This window comes from Halomarina rubra (genome assembly GCF_023699475.1).
GTDB classification, from domain to species: domain Archaea; phylum Halobacteriota; class Halobacteria; order Halobacteriales; family Haloarculaceae; genus Halomarina; species Halomarina rubra.
The window spans coordinates 320475-338091 of sequence record NZ_JALXFV010000008.1 but is presented as its reverse complement, the minus strand read 5'-3'; the positions used below and the strand labels follow the sequence as shown (position 1 = coordinate 338091).

Genomic DNA, 17617 nt, shown 5'->3' with positions numbered 1-17617 from the left:
CTCACAGCCCGAACGAGGTCGCGAGGACGTCCTCGTCGAGTTCGCCGTAGCTGGTGGCCCCCTCGCCGACAACGTCGACGGTGACCTGTGCGGGGGCAAACACGCTCGTCGGCACCTCGTAGAAGTCCCAGTCGATGCGTTCGAACACGTCGGCGAACGACTCGCCGTACTCCTCGCCGGCGGTCGAGGCGACCTCCTCGAACCGGTCGAACGGCGTCTCACAGACGAGGTGGGCGCGCCCGCCGTACGCCAGCGCGTCGTTCGTCCGGGCGAGCGCGACCCGCTCGTCCTCGGCGACGGGGGCGACGGGGGCGTTCGCGGTCACCGACAGGACGTCCAGCGGGTCGTAACCCAGTTCCGAGAGGCGGAACGTAGCGAGTTCGCCCGCGCGGGCCGCCGTCGCGACACTCCCGGCGATGCTCGCCGTCGGGTACGTCGGGAGGAAGACGCTGCCTACGTCGACGTCCGCGAGGTCCGCGACGTGTTCGGCGACGGCTTCTGTGGGGTGGTCGTCGGTCTCCAGTGCGAGCACGGCGAACTCGAACGCGTCTGCGTACCCGACGCGCTGGAACTCCTCTTCCTCGGCGACGAGCGCGCGAGCGGGGCCGCTCCCGAGCGCCTCGAACTCCTCGACGGTGACCTCCCAACCCGCCTTCTGCGAGCAGAGCAGCGCGAGCGCGGGGTTGTCCGTCGAGACGTCGACCACGGTACGGGGTGTGCCGGCGACCTCGCCCATGCGTGCGGACATCGTCGCGAGACCTGCCGACTGGATCTCGGCGAGCAACAGGCCGGCTTCGACCCCGCCCAGTGCGTCGATACCGAAGTCGACGACCGTCGCGCCGTTGTCGAGTTCGTAGGCGTCGACGGCGAGTTCGTCGGCGAACTCGATGGCCTCGTCGACGAGTTCCAGCGCCATCCGATTGAGACTCTCCATACGCGCGACTGGGGCGGTTTCGGCTAAAGGGTTTGTCAGTCGGGGACGCGTCCGTAGTGGGTTCTGAGGCGGAGTCGTTCCGGTGGTGAAGTTCTCGGACGTCTCCGGCGGAGTCGGCCGCGAGGTCACGACCTCGAAGGCCCTCGGACGCGACGGTCGCGGGGCAGCCCGCAGCGCCACCTCAGAACTCCGTCACCTTCGACTGGATGCGACCGTCGTCGATGCCACGTCTGGCGGCGTCGGCGTCACCGAAGTACCGCGCCAGTTCGCGCAGACTCACCGCCTCGCTCGACTGGAGGAAGGAGAGTTCGGTCAGCGACAGCGACTCCTCGCGGTCGAGTTTTCGCCGGAGTTCCGGGACGGTCAGCGAGTGGTAAGTCACGTCGAGGTCGACGCTCGCCGCGCGTTCGTCGCCCGCTTCGGCCACGTTGATAGCCTCGCGGAGGGCGCGCTCGAACTCGACGTCCGTGTCGCCGACCGCGAGATAGCAGAACGCGAGCATCGAGACCAGCGCGTCGAACGCGTCGGTCCCCGCCATCCCGCCGAACCGCTTCTCGAACACGAGTCGTCGGTCGCGTTCGGAGAGGCGTTCGACCAGCAACTCGAAGTCCAGCGCGCCGTCGTACACCCGGTCGCGGATGCGCGCCCGAGCGTTTCGCTCGGACTGGACACTCGACAGGTTCGCCGCCCCGCGCAGGTATCGTCGGTCGGCCGGACTGAGGATGCCACGGCCGCGGTCGTCGTCACCACTCATACTTTGTATCGGGTTATGCATGGCGCTGCACGCCTATAATGATACTGCAATTCCGATTATCAGCTAGGAATGCGACACAACGCTTTTCACTCCCGTTACGCTCGGTCGGGACGACTCACCATGTCCGAATCCACGCTCACCGCTCCACTTGCCGACTCGACGCTCCGACTCGTCGTCCCCGCCGCGACGCTCCGAACCGCCACCGACGTACTCGGTGCACTCGTCGAGGAGTGTCGCGTCCGGTTCGACGACGAGGGTCTGCACGTCGCGGCGATGGACCCCGCGACCGTCGCGTCGGTGTCGCTCGACCTCTCGCCGAGCGCCTTCGAGACGTACGAGGTCGAGGACAAGCGCCTCGGCGTCCCCCTCGAACGCCTCGACGACGTGCTGTCGATGGCGAGCGGCGACGACCTCGTGTCGTTGACGCTCGACCCCGAGACGCGACGCCTACACGTCGCGGTCGCGGGCCTGGAGTACACGATGGCGCTGGTCGACCCCGACGCCATCAGGTCGCCGCCGGACCTCGACGAACTCGACTTCGAGTACTCGGCGTCGGTCACCCTCGATTCGGGGGCGCTCTCGCGGTCGGTCCGGGCCGCGGACATGGTGTCGACCCACGCCACGGTCGGGGTCGACCCGGACACCGACGCGTTCGTCGTCAGCGCATCGGGTGACACCGACGACGTCGCTCACCGACTCCGTCGCGACGAACTGGTCGACTGCTCGGTGGGGGAGGCCGAGTCGCTGTACTCCGTCGACTACCTACGCTCGATAGTGCGTCCGATTCCCGCCGGGACCGACGTGACGCTCCGATTGGGGACCGAAGTTCCGCTCTCGCTGTCGTTCGCGACGGCCGACGGTGCGGGCCAGGTGGAGTACGCGCTGTCGCCGCGAATAGCGCGGCACTGACTCTGTCCCACGGTGCCACGGAACGTCCTGTCGGAGCAGTGTGAACGTCCAGTTAACTGGAGTGTACGGTCCGGTAAGACGAGGATTACGGCCGCGAGAGGAGGTATCGGCCCACAACCACCGGAGAACACGGTGTAACGAACACAGTCACGGGAGAGACACTGTAGCGGTTAGAGGTTTCTATCGCTCAAACGTCCGTTTGACCATTAACTAATCGGGAGACACGATTTGGCCCAGTCGCAGCAACATGAAGAAACTCTACAAGACATCTGTTGCTTTGATGGCCCTCCTTCTGGTCTCCTCGGCCGGGTTGGCGGGTGTCGGAGCGGTGACCCTCCAGGACGACAGTACAGACACGGGCGACTTCGTCATCTCGGACGTCTCCGCACCGGACACCGCCGAGTCCGGCGAGAAGGTGATCGTCACGGCGACCGTGACGAACGTCGGTGCAAACGACACGCAGGACGTGTACGCGGGTGCCGACACCGACGACGACGGCGACATCGAAGGCGGCCTCGGCGGACTCGACGGCGAGTCGCTGACGCTCGCCACCAACGAGTCGACGACCGTCGAATTCTCCGTCGAGACCGTCGGCTTCGACCTCGGCGAAGGCACCATTCTCGTCAAGTCCGACACGGACACGGCTTCGACGACGGTGACGATCGTCGGGGACGAGTACCCCGGCGAGTTCATCCCGACTGAACCGGACGCACCCGACACGGTGACCGAAGGTGAGACGTTCACCGTCTCGGCGAATGTCAGCAACACCGGTAACGCCGGCACCCTGCCCGTGAGCGCGACCGTCTACGACGGTGACAACGCGACCGACGTCAGTGCGACACAGAACCTGACGCTCAACTACAGCGAGCGCAAGACCGTCGAGTTCGAGCTATCGGCCGACGACCTCGAACCCGGCGAGTACGACGTCGTCGTCTCGACCCCGTCGGAGATGGTCCGGACGACCCTGACCGTCACCGAGAGCGACGCCGGCTCCAGCGAGTTCATGGTCGAGATCACGGACTACGACGAGACCGTGATGGTCGGCGAGACCTACACCGTCAACGCGACGGTCTCGAACGTGGGCGACGACGGTACCGAGACCCTCGAAGCTGGGTTCGACACCGACGGTGACTCCCAGATCGACGTCGGTACCGAGCGCGACCTGACGCTCGCATACGAGGGCGTCGAGGACGTCACGTTCGAGTTGTCGACCGATAATCTCGTCGACAGCGAGCACACGCTCATCGTCCGCGGTGACCAGAACGGCGACTCACGACCGGTGACTGCGGACGACCCGTACGACGTCGATCCCGGCCTGTTCGAGTACTCGAACGTCTCTGTTCCCGAGACAGCCGTGATTGGCGAGGAGATTCAGGTTTCGGCGACGCTGACGAACTATGGCGGAACCGACTACCAGTACGTCGAAATCGGTGCAGATTACGACGACGATGGCGAGATCGACAGTGAGCGACTGGGCTCCCGTGTGGGCCTCGAGCACAACGAATCGACGACCATCGACGTCTCACTCGACACTTCCGGGTTCGATGCTGGTGACGGCACTATCATCCTCCGGACGCGAAACGTTCCGGACACGAACGGGACGGCCTACACGACGGCGACAGTGACGTTCACCGAGCCGGACGACAATCAGGACGACAGCGACGACGAGCAGAACAACGACGATAGCGACGATAATCAGGACGAGAACAACGACGATTCGAGCGAGGAGCGCTACTACCAGGTCGACCTCGTGGTCGGCGAGCCCAACGAGAAACTCGGCGAGACGACCGAGGACTTCTACAGTCCCGAGGGTCGCCTCGTCAGCTACCTCCACGGCACCACCGCCGACGGTGAGACGTCCTCTGCGACCGCTAGCTCGCTGAACCCCGAGTACAGCGACGCCATCGAAGCGTCCGACATCGAAATCAGCGAGGACGGTGAGACCGCCGAGGTGACGGTCACGGTCGCTGATGGCGAGTCCCTGACCCTCTCGCTGGTCAGCTACGAGACTCCCGACGCGACGTTCGACTGGGACGAGACCCAGACGATGGTCGACGCCGAGACCATGACCCTCGACGGTGGCACCTACACCTTCACCGTCGACCTCCCCGACGCGGAGCACTGAGCGGCCAACCCACGCTCGTCTCCTTTCTTTCGACGCCTGGGCCGGTAGCGACTGCTGGATTTTATACGCCGTCTCGCGCCATACCACGTATGCAAACCCACATCGTCCCGGTCGGGTTCGACTACGACCGGCTCATCGCCCCACAGGGGGTTCAGCTACCCTGAATACCGGGCTTCGGAGCCAAGATGTCACACTCCGAAACCACACTCGAACCAATCGCACCGGACGATGCAGTTGACCTCTATCTGACCGACCGACGAGCGGAACTGGCAAGCCAGACGCTCGACTCGTATGCGTACAAACTGAGCCACTTTACCGAGTGGTGCGAGTCCGAGGGCATCGGCAACCTCAACGAGTTGACGGGCAGGCGGCTACTGGCGTTCAAGCAACACCGCGCACAAGACCTCGCACCTGTCTCGCTCAAGGCGCAGTTGGACACGCTACGGTCATTTGTTCGGTTCTGTGAGTCCATAGACGCGGTGGAGCAAGACCTTCACAACAAGGTACTCTCGCCCTCGCTCAATCAAGGGGATAGGGAGCGTGACGTGCTGGTGGACAAAGAGCAGGCGGAGCGTGTGCTGACCTACCTCGCTCGGTTCAAGTTCGCCTCTATGCACCACACGTTGCTGTCGGTTCTCTGGCGGTGTGGCGTGCGCTCCGGAACGATACGCGCCTTTGACGTACAGGACTACGACCGGGAGAACGCGCGGCTACGTGCTGTCCATCGGGAAGGCACACCGCTCAAGAACAAGGAGAACGGTGAGCGGTTGATTGCCCTAAGCTCGGACACCTGCCAAGTGTTGAACGACTACGTTGACCACACCCGTGACGACGTAGTTGACGACGACGGGCGGCAACCGCTGTTCACCACGCAGTTTGGTCGAGTGTCCCGGTCAACGATACGGGCGACGTGCTACAAGTGGACACACCCGTGTCAGTACAACGGTGGACAGTGCCCGCATGGGAAAGAGATGGACAGTTGCCAAGCACTCACGACACCGAACAAAGCGCCGTCCACCTGTCCATCTGCCCGGAGTCCACATGCATGGCGACGTGGAGCGATTACGCATCACTTGACGGAGGACGTGCCTGTTGAGGTTGTGAGTGACCGCATGAACGTGAGTCCTGATGTACTGGAAGCGCACTACGATAGGCGGTCAGAGGAGGTGAAGGTGGAGCAACGCCGGGGGTATTTGGAGGGGTTGTAGGCGAGGTTTCGTACAGGTAGCCCATACTCGTCTTAGGTCGTTTACAGAGCTTGTGAAAACGGGGATCTACCAAGAGGCAAGACGGCCCAGTATTTCTATCCTGAGGCTAAGTCTGCGTTGTATCACCGTTGTGCAAACGTCAAGTCTCAAAACCAGACTGCGATGGTCATTGAAACAACGGTCCAAAGGAGAGTGGACGCAACGATGATTGCATGGCCTCTGTCTTGTGTTCGTGACTGGACCCAACGCCGCAGTTCGGTTAGCTTGAGCGTCTGTGCCGGGTCAAATGGGTGAAACGTGATGATGTCGCGCTCCCGTTCCACGTCTTCATCGTATTCGACAAACACCACAGCATTAGGTCCAACCATCGCCCCGAGTTCCATGTCCAGTTGATTCTTGATCGACTCTGGGTGTCCAAGTGCTACTTTGACACGACGTACAGGCCCGGACAGTGGATAATGTGATGAAATTGCATCTTCAAGCTCCTCAAACCCGCGCTCACCGGACTCAACAACGCCAACACGAATTGAACCGAAGTCAAATACAGGTTGTTCGAGTGTATTTATCCCCTCTATTGCTTGGTTCTTGTAGCGGGAGAATCGTGGGTGCAAGGGGGCTGTAAGACCAATCAGAGCAGTGAGTCCAACTTGGCACAAGGTAAGCACCAGTTCGAGGTTTGTCCAAGTGAATATCTGGGAAGTTCCTGTACCGTTAGGGACTGTGAGGAAACTCATTATATGACTCGCAATTGGGACATTGGACGATTGTATTCAGGTAGATGGTCTGAAACAGCTTTGCTAAAACGCACTGACAGTCATGGCAGATATATTCGACACTTGCTGGGTCGCTCGAAAAAGCAGGGGAGCCATTAGGAGTAAATATAGCTTGTTCACCAGAATCACTCCTTGACATTGCTTCTTCCTCACTCAGCGGGTCCATACTGAGTTGTCGCATAGTCTATAGAATAAACGAACCCACAAAAACTCCGCGAACAACACAAGAAAGGTGGGTTTGGACGTCGCCCTATCCTTCACGTTCCTGTTGCCTTCAACGCACGGGCTTTCGCCTACCGCTTCCCGCAGTCACCCCCGCCATCCCGCAATTGAGCAACTGGGTGGACACCAAGACGGGGAACAGCACCTATGAGACAACTGAAAACTGGGAAATTCTCTATGAAACTTACCCATGTGCATCACCTTGTCAGGTCGTCAATGTCAGAAAGGGGGTAGGGGGTTCGGTTGCCATGGAGTACGAGCAACAGGTTGCCAGTGGTTTGTGCGCGTGGTTGGTGCTGTAGTTGAGTGAGGCGGTGATGGGACCGCATGCCCATCACATGATGGAGCAACGCGGTGAACACGGACGGGATCACGCGGGAAGCCAACCCGACTGGCCCGCTCCACAATGTTGGACAACCACCTTTCTTTCACGCCGGCTCGGTGTGACGCAGCTGGTAGACGTGTGCCGCGTGTATATCGCGTGAGTTGGCGGAGGTTGCCTCTGAGCGTGTGATACTCTCTATGTCAAAATAAAGGTATAAGTGAGACTGGGTGCGTAGGAAACAGCGACGACGACACCCCGCTTTGAAGGATGTCAGAGGCCTTTGGCTGAGGCGTCGGTCGTCAGGAACAGGTCGTTCTGGGCACGGACAACCGTCCCCACCTCTTCCACCTGTTGTCCGTTCTAACGAGTGCTCCTACACACGGGTCTGTGTCAGACACACATAAGACTGCCGACAAGTATAGAAGTTGAACACTGTCCCCCGATTGGGTCGCTTTACTCGGGACTGATACACTCACGCTCTGTGTCTAACAAATCCGGCAAAGCGTGCATGGCGTCAAAGTGTCGTGGCAACCAGCAAGTATGGACACCCAAGCAGTGATGGATGTCCACCAGTCTACCTCCCGACGCACGGAGTGACACAGGGCCTTGATCACGGAGTCCGTCACATGGCGTCTGAGCAGGGGTGGTTTTGCGAGCATGATTCATTAGCTTCAGACATAGAATGGCGCAGGGAGTCGAGCAGTGCCCCGTGGGTGGTGCTGGTAGGGATGAAGCCTACCGACAAGTGGGACAACAGAGTTGGACACGCGGGAAGGCGGCGGTACGCGAGTGAGCTTGCCAGCTTGCCAGCCATCGGACGCACGCATGGGTTGCCGGCGACATACAAGAGAGCATGAATAACGGGTGAGCTACTGGTGACACAATGAGTTGTGTAGGGAGTTGATAGCGTACCAGTGAGCAGGAAACGTTCACGACATCCGACGTGCTTGACGTTTCAGCACATGGTGGTCCCTTATTCCGCTTTGATTCCCCGACTGAAGCGTACCCACTGCTCCTTCTTGCCGCGTGCCCACGCGAGTGTCCCACTGAGGTAGTCGGCATTGGTGGGATTCGGTCCGTCGTCATCCGCGTAGCCACGGAGCTTCCAGTGAGCGAGGTTCCTGCCCGTATAGGTTGTTGCTGCCGTCGCTCCGTTCTTGGCTCTCTCGGGCGCGTGTTGGACTTGGACAGCAGGGCCATCGTGCATATGCTTGTCCCAGTTAGCAGTCGGTACATGCTTGACGTGCGTGTTCAGCGCGGGCATGAAGTCGTCTGCTGTCACCACGTTGTCCGGGTCGTCTGCGAGGAACGTATAGTGTTCATGCGGTGTTCCGTTGTCGGTCACGCCCATTACGCTGAACCACTCCACGCGGTCAACGTCCTTGTGTCCAAGTGCCCGCTTGACGTCCTTCGGGATTTTCGACCGCTTTGCGTGAGCGAGGTTTTCGGCAAGTGTCCACGGAGCGATACGATTGCCCATGTCGTCGCTCGGCGACTGTTCAAGAGTCAAGAATACAGCAGTCATGTCGTACTCCTCCCTGAATCGCCGGTCGGCGTCGAGCATCCGCCTGTAGTGTCTTCGCGTGTCCTTCAACTTCGACTTGCTCGGTTCCGTATTGAGCCAGTGCTGCTGAATCGCTGCGTACTCGCCTGTTGCCTCACGCCACGTTTTCGCGGTCCCATCGTCGTTGCGTAGGACGTCGGGGAATGTGTCGGAAATGCTATGAGCGTGCGGAACCAACGTTTCAGTAGCCAGCGAACCCCACCCGCCAAAGGAAAGGTTCGCTGAGGCTGTTCTTGTTGTCTGCATTTACACGTCGGTAGTCAAAGCTTCAGGATGCCAGTACGCGACTGTCTTGGCGTGGAGTCGTCGCTTGCCGATGTAGCCGTGTTCAGCAAGTTCCTCAAGCCGTCGGCGGGTCGTCGCGTGGCAGACACCAAGCTCGTCGGCCAGCCCTTTCGCCGTCACCAGTGGGTCGCTCTCAGCCATGTGGTCGTACACTTCACGGCTCTTGAGCGTGCGTTCCGGTCCCGGTGTTCCGGCTCTGTCGAGGTTCTTCGGGTCGCAATTAGCGGCCATATTATCCTGTAAATCGTTGCGAGGGATAAGACTTGTTAGTAATTCGCAAAAGTGCGAACCAAACGACCAGCTGAGTCGCAGAAGTGCGACTGAATGTGCGGTTAGTTGCAGAAGTGCGATTCGGTTGTACGCATCGCTTGAAGCTCAGACTGGTTCAGAACGAGATATACCGTAGTGATTCTCTCCATTGTCCTAATTGCTCTACATGGGGATTGCGGAGTAGGTGTCCAAGTGAGTTGTATCAGAATCCATGAATAGCAAGCAGTGAGTGGTGTCCACACGAAGCATACTTATATGCAGTACAACGAAGTTGGGGGTGTCGAAAGTCGTTTTCTCAACTTTCGGTTGTCTTTCTGAGTACGCACCCAAGAGTAACGGTCAGTTGCTCCCTCCCACCCTTCGCTTGGGCCAGAGGCCACGCGCTCGGGTGGTCGCTCGCGCCTTCCCGCTGGTTCCACTATACTGTCAGGCGAGTTGAACAACTGGCCACTCCGTTAGTTCCTCAACTCCCTTGACAGGTTCATTCATCGGGGGCAGCGGGCAGCAGTCGTCGCGCCGGTTGCTCGCACACCAAGTTCTAAGCCGATTGCCTTGTATGGTTCTTCAGAAGCCCGTGACGGCGTAGCCGCACACAGTGATGATGTGCAGTTCAAGGGTCGGTAGTCTGGTACGTTTTATAAGTACCCGACCACCGTATCACGTATGCAAACCCACATCGTCCCGGTCGGGTTCGACTACGACCGGCTCATCGCCCCGCTCGTCAGAGATCAACTCGACGTCGACCGCGTCATCCTCCTCGAGGGCGCGGTGGGGAGCGAGGCCAACGTCGAGTACTCGCGCAACCTCGCGACGAAACTGGAGAAGGACTTCCGGAACCTGCTCGGCGCGGAGACCGAGCGGTTCGTCGTCGAGGACGTCTACGACTACGACACCGCCTTCGAGCAGGCGTACGGGCTCATCAACACCGAACTCGACCGCGAGGGCCGCGAAGAGGGCGAGGTGTGGGTGAACGTCTCTTCGATGCCCCGCACCGTCTCGTTCGCGTTCGCGACCGCCGCCCACTCCATCATGGTCGAACGGCAGGGCGACCGCGAGCGCATCCGCACCTACTACACGGTCCCCGAGAAGTACTTGGAGACCGAGTTGGCCGAGGAGTTGCGCCAGGGTCTCGACCTGCTCGCGGAGGTCCGTGACTCCTCCGTCGAGGAGGAGCGTATCGGCGGGTGGCTCGACGACGCCCGCGAACTGCTCGCGGAGTTCGACGAGCGCGGGACGACCATCGGCGCGAAGCAGGTCGAGGGCGGCCACGTCGTCGAACTCCCCGTCGCCTCGTTCTCGAACGTCAAGCCGTTCGAGGAGCTCATCTTGTTCACGCTGGGCGAACACGGCGTGTTCGCGTCGGTGTCCGAACTGGCACAGACGCTCGCTCGCGAGTTGGGCGAGGAGTACACCGACTCCTTTCGCTCGAAGGTCATCTACAACGTCGACCGACTCGGGCCGGGCGGGAAGGGGTACATCGAGCAGGAAGAACAGGGCAAATCCTACCGGACGCGGCTGTCGCGCATCGGGGAGCTGTGGGTGCGCTCACACGCCGACGGCGACCCCGACGCGCTGGTCTGAGTTACTCGGCCGTCAGTGCGCCGCCCTCGAACTTCTTCACGCGCGTCGCGAGACCGACGAACAGCGGGACGATGGTGAGCACCACCGCGCCCGCGGCCGCAATCTGGAGGTTCGTCATCGTCGGGTCGAGGAACCACCCTGCATCGTCGGACACGGGGATGAACGTGTGCGTCACCTCACCCACCGGCGAGTAGAAGTAGTCGACGGTGAGGTCGACGGTGTACCACGCGGTGGCGAGCGCGACGGCCTTCACCGGGAAGTCGGCGATGCGATGCAGGACGAACGCCTGGACGACCATCGCGACGTGGCTCCAGAACAGGAAGTTGAACATCGGCCACCCGACGTAGTCCCACGCCGGGAAGAACGCGAGCAGGACGTAGGGCGTCCACGCGCCGAGTTTGATGCAGCCGAACAGCGCGAACGCGTTGGCGTACTCGTTGGGTCTGCCGAGTGCCCACAACCCGAACGCGACGGCGATGAACAGCGTCCCCATCGGCGAGTCGGGGACGAACGGCCACATCAGCGTCGGCGTCGCGGCGAACTGTCCGGCGTAGTAGTAGAAGCCGAACGCGGTGCCCGCGAGGTTGACGACGACGACCAGCCAGACGAACCGGAGGCCGACGTCTTCGAGGAGCTTCGGGAGGGGCGCGAGGTACCACGGGAGGTCGTCGCGGGGGGGAAGCGAGCCGTCGCGGACGAACGCGAGGAACCGCTCGACACTGGTCGAGGGGTGTTCGCCCGGCGAGTCGGCGGCGGTCATACGGGTGGGTCGGAGGCGGCGAGCAAAACGCTGCTGGTCGCTCCCCTCGGGCGCTTCGGGCCGGAAGGACACGGGTTAAGTGGGTCCCGTCCCGAGCATTCGTATGAGCGAGGCGACCGACATCGAGGACCTGAAGCGAGGCACCGACCTCGTCAAGCGCGGCTTCGCGAAGATGCAGAAAGGCGGCGTCATCATGGACGTGGTGACCCGAGACCAGGCCCGCATCGCCGAGGACTGCGGTGCGGTCGCCGTGATGAGCCTCGAAGCGGTGCCCGCCGACATCCGCAAGCGTGGCGGCGTCGCCCGGATGGCCGACCCCGCACTGCTCGAAGAGATCATCGACGAGGTGTCCATCCCGGTGATGGGCAAGGCCCGCATCGGCCACACCACCGAGGCGCAGATCCTCGAAGCGACGGGCGCGGACATGGTCGACGAGAGCGAGGTCCTCACGACCGCCGACGAGCGCTACCACATCGACAAGCGCGAGTTCACCGCACCGTTCGTCTGTGGCGCGCGCAACCTCGGGGAAGCGCTCCGGCGAATCGACGAGGGGGCGGCGATGATTCGCACGAAAGGCGAGGCCGGCACCGGCGACGTCAATCAGGCGGTCACCCACCAGCGCAACATCCAGCGCGCCATCCGACAGCTCTCGGGCATGGCCTACGAGGAACGTGACGAGTGGGCACGCAAGAACGAGGCCCCGCGTGACCTCGTCCACGAGACCGCAGAGCGCGGTCGGCTCCCGGTCGTCAACTTCGCCGCCGGTGGTATCGCGACGCCCGCCGACGCCGCCCTCATGATGCAACTGGGCTGTGACGGCATCTTCGTCGGCTCCGGTATCTTCGGCGCGGAGGACCCCGAAGCGATGGGCACGGCCGTCGTCGAAGCGGTCAACAACTACGACGACCCCGAGGCCCTCAAGGAGATCGCGAAGGACATCGGCCGGGGGATGAAGGGCCAGGCCAACGAGACGATGCCCGAGGAGGAGAAACTGCAGGGCCGCGGCGTCTGAGTCCGTCGGTCTGAACGCTACGAACCGTTTTCTCGTCGGCGTGCGTGAGCCTTCAGCCGCGGCTAACTATGCCGGTGAACGCCGTCGTGACCCGACGAGATGGACTCCGACGACAAGGCGTTCCTCGCGGTCGTCGCCGTCGGTGGAGCGTTCCTCGCGGTGCTCCTCGGCTACGGCGCGCTGACGGTACTCGGCGTCTTCGACGCCGGGTCGGACCCGGCCGCTGGACCGGCCGCACCCGCCGTCACCGAGGACGACACCCAGACCGACGCAGTGGGCGGCGCGACGAGCGGTCCGACGACGGGGAACGACGGAGCGACCGCCGGGACGAGCGAACCGCCGGCCGGGGACGCGTCGAGCGAGACCACCGGGGCCGGAGACGGCGGCCCGGGAGACGACGGCGATACGTCCGGAGACGGGGCCACGACCACGGCACCGACCGACGGGACGACGAGCACACCGCTGCCGACGGTGACGCCCGACCCGACCGACGGGGGAGAGACGGAGGCGACCCCACTACCGACGGCGGGGACCGACACCGACGAGCGGCCGACGACGGAGACCGTCGAGCCTCCCGAGACGACCGACGAGGGACCAGCGGACGAGGGGCCGAACGGCTCTGGAGACGGCCAGAGCGACGGCGAGGAGAGCGCCGACCGAGGGCCACCGAACGACGCCGGTTCGGACCGCGACGACAGTGACGACGACCGCGGCGATGAGGACGACGACGAGGACGACCGCGGCGACGATAGCGACGGTGAAGACGACGAAGACGACGACTGAGCGTCGACGTAGCGACCGGTCGGGTACGGTCGTCGCCGCGGGTCAGTCGGCCGCTTCGACCTCTTCGCCCTCCTCGTCGTCGGCGTTGCGCGCCTCGATCATCTCGGTGAGCGGGTTGTCCTCGATGTCGAGCGGGATGTTCACCCGGCCACGGCGACGCGAGGACTCCCACGAGGCGTAGACGAGTTCCGTCCCGGCGAGGGCGTTCCGGCCCGAAATCTCCGGTTCGCGCCCCTCGTCGACGGCGTCGAGGACCTCCTCGATGGCGCGCTCGTAGAACGTCGTCTTCGCGAACGTCCGGTCCGAGACGCCGGGGAGCTTCTTGACGACCTTCCGCGCGCCGGCACGGGGGAGGCTGTACGCCGGGGCGTGGATGGAGTCGTCGGTCTTGACGGTGTTCCACTTGCCGCCGTCTTTCCGGTACCGGAGGGCGGGGCCGTCGTCGACGCCCAACTCGATGACGCCGCTCTCGCCGACGAGTCGGAAGTACGCGCCGACCATCTCCATGCCGTCGCCGGTGGCGGCGAGGCCGTAGACGCCGTTCTTGTACTTCCACTGGGTGAGGCCGTGGTTCTCGTTGTGCGTGCCGAACCAGACGTTCTCCTCGCTGAAGTCGATGCCCGAGAGCACCCAGTCGACCTCCTCGTCGTCGGTGTAGTACCGACAGAGGTCGAACGTGTGGACGCCGGCGTCGAACAGGTTGTCCTCGGACCACTCGATGCGGACGAGGTCGCCGACGGTGCCGTCGTCGAGCAGCTCCTTCGCCTTGCGGAACGGCGCTCCGAAGCGGCGCTGGTTGTCGATGGTCAACTGGACGTTGTGGCGTTCACAGGTCTCGACCATGCGCTTGCAGTCGGCCCACGTCGTCGCCATGGGCTTCTCGCAGTGGATGGCCTGGAGACTGCCGTGTTCCGCACAGCCGACGACGATGTCGGCGTGGTACGCGGCGGGCACGCAGACGGAGACGACGTCGAGGTCCTCCTCGTCGAGCATCTCCTGGTAGTCCTCGTAGACGCTGGTCTGTGCGATGTCGAAGTGGTCGGCGAACGCCCGGGCGTTCTCGGGGACGATGTCGGCGCAGGCGACCAGGTCACAGTCGTCGAGGCGGAGGTACCCCGGTGCGTGGCGGTACGCCATGGCGTAGCCCGTCCGGTCTTTCTTCTCCGGATTGGCACCGGTGCCGATGATAGCGACTCGATATCCCATAGTCGGCGAACGGCGCGGAGCCGGCATCAGTATACGGCGGCTACCACGTGGTAGTCGGTCGTTATGGGTGCGAAGAGTGGCCTCGTCGGCTCAGCGCGCCCCCCGAGCGTACGCCCGGACGGTGCGGTCGGCGATGCCCTCCCAGTCGAGCGTCGCCGCCAGTTCGTGGTTGTACCGGCCGGCGGCGTCGAGGTCGACCGACGAGGCCGCGACCAGCGACGACCGGAGCCCGTCGGGGTCTCGCGGGGCGTACCCCAGCGTGTCGTCGCCGTCGAGGAGTTCGGCGACACAGCCCGCGCGTGGGGCGATGAGCGCCTTGCCGTACGACATCGCGAGGATGGCCGTCCCGGAGGTGAGCACCTCCTCGAACGGGAGGACGACGGCGTCGGCGGCGTTCATGTACCGCTGGATCTCCTCGTCCGGGACGAACCGTAACTCGCAGGTGACCCGGTCGTCCCGCGAGCAGAGCGCGCGGACCTCCGACTCGAGGTCGTCGCCCATCGGGTTGCCGACGACGAGCAGGCGCGCGTCGGGGTCGTCGATGGTCGAGAACGTCCGGACGAGGTCGGGGACGTTCTTGTACGGCCGGATGAGGCCGAAGTAGAGGTAGACCGTGTGGTCGTCCTCGTACCCGAGGTCCTCGCGAGCGGCCTCGACGCTGACCTCGTTGGGGTAGCTGTCGATGTAGTGGCCGTGTGGGACCACTTCGATTCGGTCGGCGGTCGAGTCGGGGAGGCGGTAGGTGTCGACGACGAGTTCGCGGGCGCTTTCGCAGTGGACGATGATGCGGTCACAGAGCATCGCGGCCGCTCGACGGACGACGAGTTCCAGCCGTGGCGTCCGACGGCTGTGTTCGACGAGGTTGTGGACCGTCCAGACGATTTCGACGCCGAGCGCCCGCAACACGACCAGTTCGAACAGCAGGCGGAACGCGAGGAGCGTGGTGAGCACCGACGAGTCCGTGACGAAGTGGCGGTGGAGCCAGTTGATGTGGAACACGTCCGGTCGCCCGTAGTCGCGAACCGCGCCGAGGAGGGGGAGCGGCCGGTCCGCACCGATCATCCGCACGTCGTAGCCGCGTTCGTTAATCGAGTCGCGGAGGTGGCGTTGGTAGGCGTTGCTCTCCGAGTAGTCCGGATACATATAGACTGTCGGTCGGTCGGAGGGGGGAGAGTCCACAGACACTACTGGTCAGTGTCGGATAGCGAGAGTATTAATGTTTAACCACATGGCCGTCGGGGCAATTCGACGGACGACCCTCCGATTACGTTCTCCAAAATCGTACACTAACACGGGGCTGAAAGTCTGTACCTTCGAGTTAAGGGCCGCTGAGTTAAGCGTCTCCCCGGTGTCGTAGGAGGTACGAGTCCCTCACCAATGGAAACTGACGACATCACCTTCCTGGCCGTCGTAGGCCTCGGTGCGCTCCTGCTGGTCGTCCCGCTCGCGTACTTCGGGTTCACGCTCGTCGGCGACGTCGTCGACGTCAACGAACCCGCGTCCGCTGCGCCGAACGACACCAACGCCACCGTCGTCCCGACGGCGGCCCCCGAGCGGACCCCGCCCGACACTGCAACCGACGAGCCGACGGCGGCTCCGACGACTGCAGCACCGACCGAGGGTGGCGGCGGGGAGCCGACGGACCCCGACACACCGACGGAGGAGCCGGAGCCGACCCCCGAACCGACTCAAGAGCCGACACCCGAGCCGACACCAGAACCGACTCCGGAACCCACGCCCGCACCGGACCCGGACCCCGAACCGGAACCAGAACCAGAGCCGGAACCGACTCCGGAGCCAACCCCCGAGCCGACGCCAGAACCGACACCCGAGCCGACGCCAGAACCGACACCCGAGCCGACGCCAGAACCCACGACCACGCAGCCCACCACGTCCGAGCCGACGACGACGCGACCGACTACCACGCAGCCCACCACGCAACAGCCCACGACGGAACCGACCACCACGCAGCCGACGACGAGTCGGACGACGACGCTGGCGACGACGTCCGAACCCACGACACAAGAACCCACGACTCAGCAGCCGACCACACAGGAACCAACCACACAAGAGCCAACGACGCAGGAACCGACGACGGAACCGACCACCACGCAGACGACGACGCTCTCGACGACCACGGAGCCCACGACGGCAGAACCGACCGCAGAACCCACGACGACAGACCCGACGACCAGTGAGCCGACCACCGACGCCGGGACGACGACCGCCTGAGCCTCAGTAGGAGTAGTCGCTGTCGATCTCGGCGGCGAGGTCGACGAGTCGGGCAGCAGCGTCGCTGTACTGGAGGACTCGCTGCATGTCGCCGTCTAGCTCGAAGGTGCCGGACATCAGGCCGTCGATGGCCCCGACCTCGCCCTGGGTGAGGCGCACCCAGTCGGTGTACGTCCCGCGGAAGACGAAGCCGTAGTCGGCGTCGTCGAGGCTGTCGACCTCGTAGGTGTCGTGCGCCGTTCCGCCCGCCAACTCGACGAAGTAGAACCGGTCGTCGGGGAGGCGGTCGTCGGCGGTCAGGTGGAACACCATGTCGCCGTCGAAGTCTACGCCCCACTCGGCGGCCTTCTCGCCGTACTCCTCGTCGGCGTTGACCGTCTCCTGCCACGCCGCCATCCACTCCTCGCTCGGGAACTCGTAGGCCATAGCCGGCAGTCGTCGCCGCCTCGCATAAACGTTCGTCCCACTGACTGGTCCGGAGACCGGCGGGTCGGGCGGTCAGTCGTCGTAGACGGTCGTTCCCTCGCCGACGCGAGTCTGGAACGCCGTCGCCTCGACGCCGTTGTCGTCGAACGCGTCGACCATCGCCAGCGCGACGTCCTGCTGGGTCGTGGGCCGACAGACCGCGAGCATCGTCGGGCCGGCCCCGCTGATGGTGACGCCGGTCGCACCCG

The 17617-nt window shown here is 63.5% G+C and carries 16 protein-coding genes and 1 pseudogene; 7 read left to right on the top strand and 10 right to left on the bottom strand.

The window, feature by feature from the left end; genetic code table 11:
* Position 1: 1 nt before the first annotated feature.
* Both mch and M1L36_RS16620 read right to left on the bottom strand, forming a co-directional pair.
* Positions 2 to 934 (bottom strand): methenyltetrahydromethanopterin cyclohydrolase, encoded by a 933-nt coding sequence (gene mch, locus M1L36_RS16625; protein WP_250874854.1) that lies wholly within the window; start codon positions 932 to 934, stop codon positions 2 to 4.
* A gap of 181 nt (positions 935 to 1115) precedes the next feature.
* Positions 1116 to 1688, bottom strand: a complete 573-nt coding sequence (locus tag M1L36_RS16620; RefSeq protein ID WP_250874853.1) for a DUF8102 family protein — start codon at positions 1686 to 1688, stop codon at positions 1116 to 1118.
* Between the two features lie 120 nt (positions 1689 to 1808).
* On the opposite strand from M1L36_RS16620, the gene M1L36_RS16615 reads away from it, so the two are divergent.
* From M1L36_RS16615 to M1L36_RS16605, 3 genes are all read left to right on the top strand, one after another.
* Positions 1809 to 2597, top strand: a complete 789-nt coding sequence (locus M1L36_RS16615; protein ID WP_250874852.1) for a DNA polymerase sliding clamp — start codon at positions 1809 to 1811, stop codon at positions 2595 to 2597.
* A 280-nt stretch (positions 2598 to 2877) separates the two neighbouring features.
* Positions 2878 to 4722 carry a CARDB domain-containing protein gene (locus M1L36_RS16610; RefSeq protein WP_250874851.1) on the top strand — a complete coding sequence of 615 codons (1845 nt, stop codon included), beginning with the start codon at positions 2878 to 2880 and terminating at the stop codon, positions 4720 to 4722.
* Between the two features lie 185 nt (positions 4723 to 4907).
* Positions 4908 to 5930: a tyrosine-type recombinase/integrase gene (locus tag M1L36_RS16605; RefSeq protein ID WP_250874850.1), complete on the top strand. Its 1023-nt coding sequence runs from the start codon at positions 4908 to 4910 to the stop codon at positions 5928 to 5930.
* 146 nt (positions 5931 to 6076) lie between these two features.
* Here the strand turns inward: M1L36_RS16605 and M1L36_RS16600 are convergent, their stop codons facing one another.
* The 3 genes from M1L36_RS16600 to M1L36_RS16590 all read right to left on the bottom strand — a co-directional run bounded on the left by M1L36_RS16600 (position 6077) and on the right by M1L36_RS16590 (position 9330).
* Positions 6077 to 6664 (bottom strand): hypothetical protein, encoded by a 588-nt coding sequence (locus tag M1L36_RS16600; RefSeq protein ID WP_250874849.1) that lies wholly within the window; start codon positions 6662 to 6664, stop codon positions 6077 to 6079.
* Positions 6665 to 8223: 1559 nt separating this feature from the next.
* Positions 8224 to 8814 (bottom strand): hypothetical protein, encoded by a 591-nt coding sequence (locus M1L36_RS16595; protein WP_250874848.1) that lies wholly within the window; start codon positions 8812 to 8814, stop codon positions 8224 to 8226.
* A 246-nt stretch (positions 8815 to 9060) separates the two neighbouring features.
* Complete coding sequence (locus tag M1L36_RS16590; RefSeq protein WP_250874847.1) at positions 9061 to 9330, bottom strand: helix-turn-helix domain-containing protein; 270 nt, start codon at positions 9328 to 9330, stop codon at positions 9061 to 9063.
* A 702-nt stretch (positions 9331 to 10032) separates the two neighbouring features.
* Between M1L36_RS16590 and M1L36_RS16585 the strand changes: the two genes are divergently transcribed.
* Positions 10033 to 10950 carry an HFX_2341 family transcriptional regulator gene (locus M1L36_RS16585; RefSeq protein WP_250874846.1) on the top strand — a complete coding sequence of 306 codons (918 nt, stop codon included), beginning with the start codon at positions 10033 to 10035 and terminating at the stop codon, positions 10948 to 10950.
* Position 10951: 1 nt separating this feature from the next.
* Here M1L36_RS16585 and M1L36_RS16580 read toward each other — a convergent pair whose 3' ends face one another.
* Positions 10952 to 11710 carry a DUF1405 domain-containing protein gene (locus tag M1L36_RS16580; protein ID WP_250874845.1) on the bottom strand — a complete coding sequence of 253 codons (759 nt, stop codon included), beginning with the start codon at positions 11708 to 11710 and terminating at the stop codon, positions 10952 to 10954.
* A gap of 103 nt (positions 11711 to 11813) precedes the next feature.
* Here M1L36_RS16580 and pdxS point away from each other — a divergent pair, with 103 nt between their 5' ends.
* On the top strand, positions 11814 to 12722 hold the full coding sequence (gene pdxS, locus M1L36_RS16575; protein WP_250874844.1) for a pyridoxal 5'-phosphate synthase lyase subunit PdxS: 909 nt from the start codon (positions 11814 to 11816) through the stop codon (positions 12720 to 12722).
* Positions 12723 to 12821: 99 nt separating this feature from the next.
* Positions 12822 to 13505 (top strand): hypothetical protein, encoded by a 684-nt coding sequence (locus M1L36_RS16570; protein ID WP_250874843.1) that lies wholly within the window; start codon positions 12822 to 12824, stop codon positions 13503 to 13505.
* A 42-nt stretch (positions 13506 to 13547) separates the two neighbouring features.
* Here the strand turns inward: M1L36_RS16570 and M1L36_RS16565 are convergent, their stop codons facing one another.
* Both M1L36_RS16565 and M1L36_RS16560 read right to left on the bottom strand, forming a co-directional pair.
* Positions 13548 to 14711 (bottom strand): Gfo/Idh/MocA family protein, encoded by a 1164-nt coding sequence (locus M1L36_RS16565; RefSeq protein WP_250874842.1) that lies wholly within the window; start codon positions 14709 to 14711, stop codon positions 13548 to 13550.
* A gap of 90 nt (positions 14712 to 14801) precedes the next feature.
* Complete coding sequence (locus tag M1L36_RS16560; RefSeq protein WP_250874841.1) at positions 14802 to 15854, bottom strand: glycosyltransferase; 1053 nt, start codon at positions 15852 to 15854, stop codon at positions 14802 to 14804.
* A 234-nt stretch (positions 15855 to 16088) separates the two neighbouring features.
* On the opposite strand from M1L36_RS16560, the gene M1L36_RS16555 reads away from it, so the two are divergent.
* A complete protein-coding gene (locus M1L36_RS16555; RefSeq protein ID WP_250874840.1) occupies positions 16089 to 16943 on the top strand; it encodes a hypothetical protein in 855 nt (284 codons plus the stop codon).
* A gap of 3 nt (positions 16944 to 16946) precedes the next feature.
* Here the strand turns inward: M1L36_RS16555 and M1L36_RS16550 are convergent, their stop codons facing one another.
* Both M1L36_RS16550 and M1L36_RS16545 read right to left on the bottom strand, forming a co-directional pair.
* Positions 16947 to 17369, bottom strand: coding sequence for an SCP2 sterol-binding domain-containing protein (locus tag M1L36_RS16550; protein WP_250874839.1), 423 nt, complete (start codon positions 17367 to 17369; stop codon positions 16947 to 16949).
* A 72-nt stretch (positions 17370 to 17441) separates the two neighbouring features.
* A pseudogene (locus M1L36_RS16545) lies at positions 17442 to 17617 on the bottom strand (homoserine kinase); the annotation flags it as partial.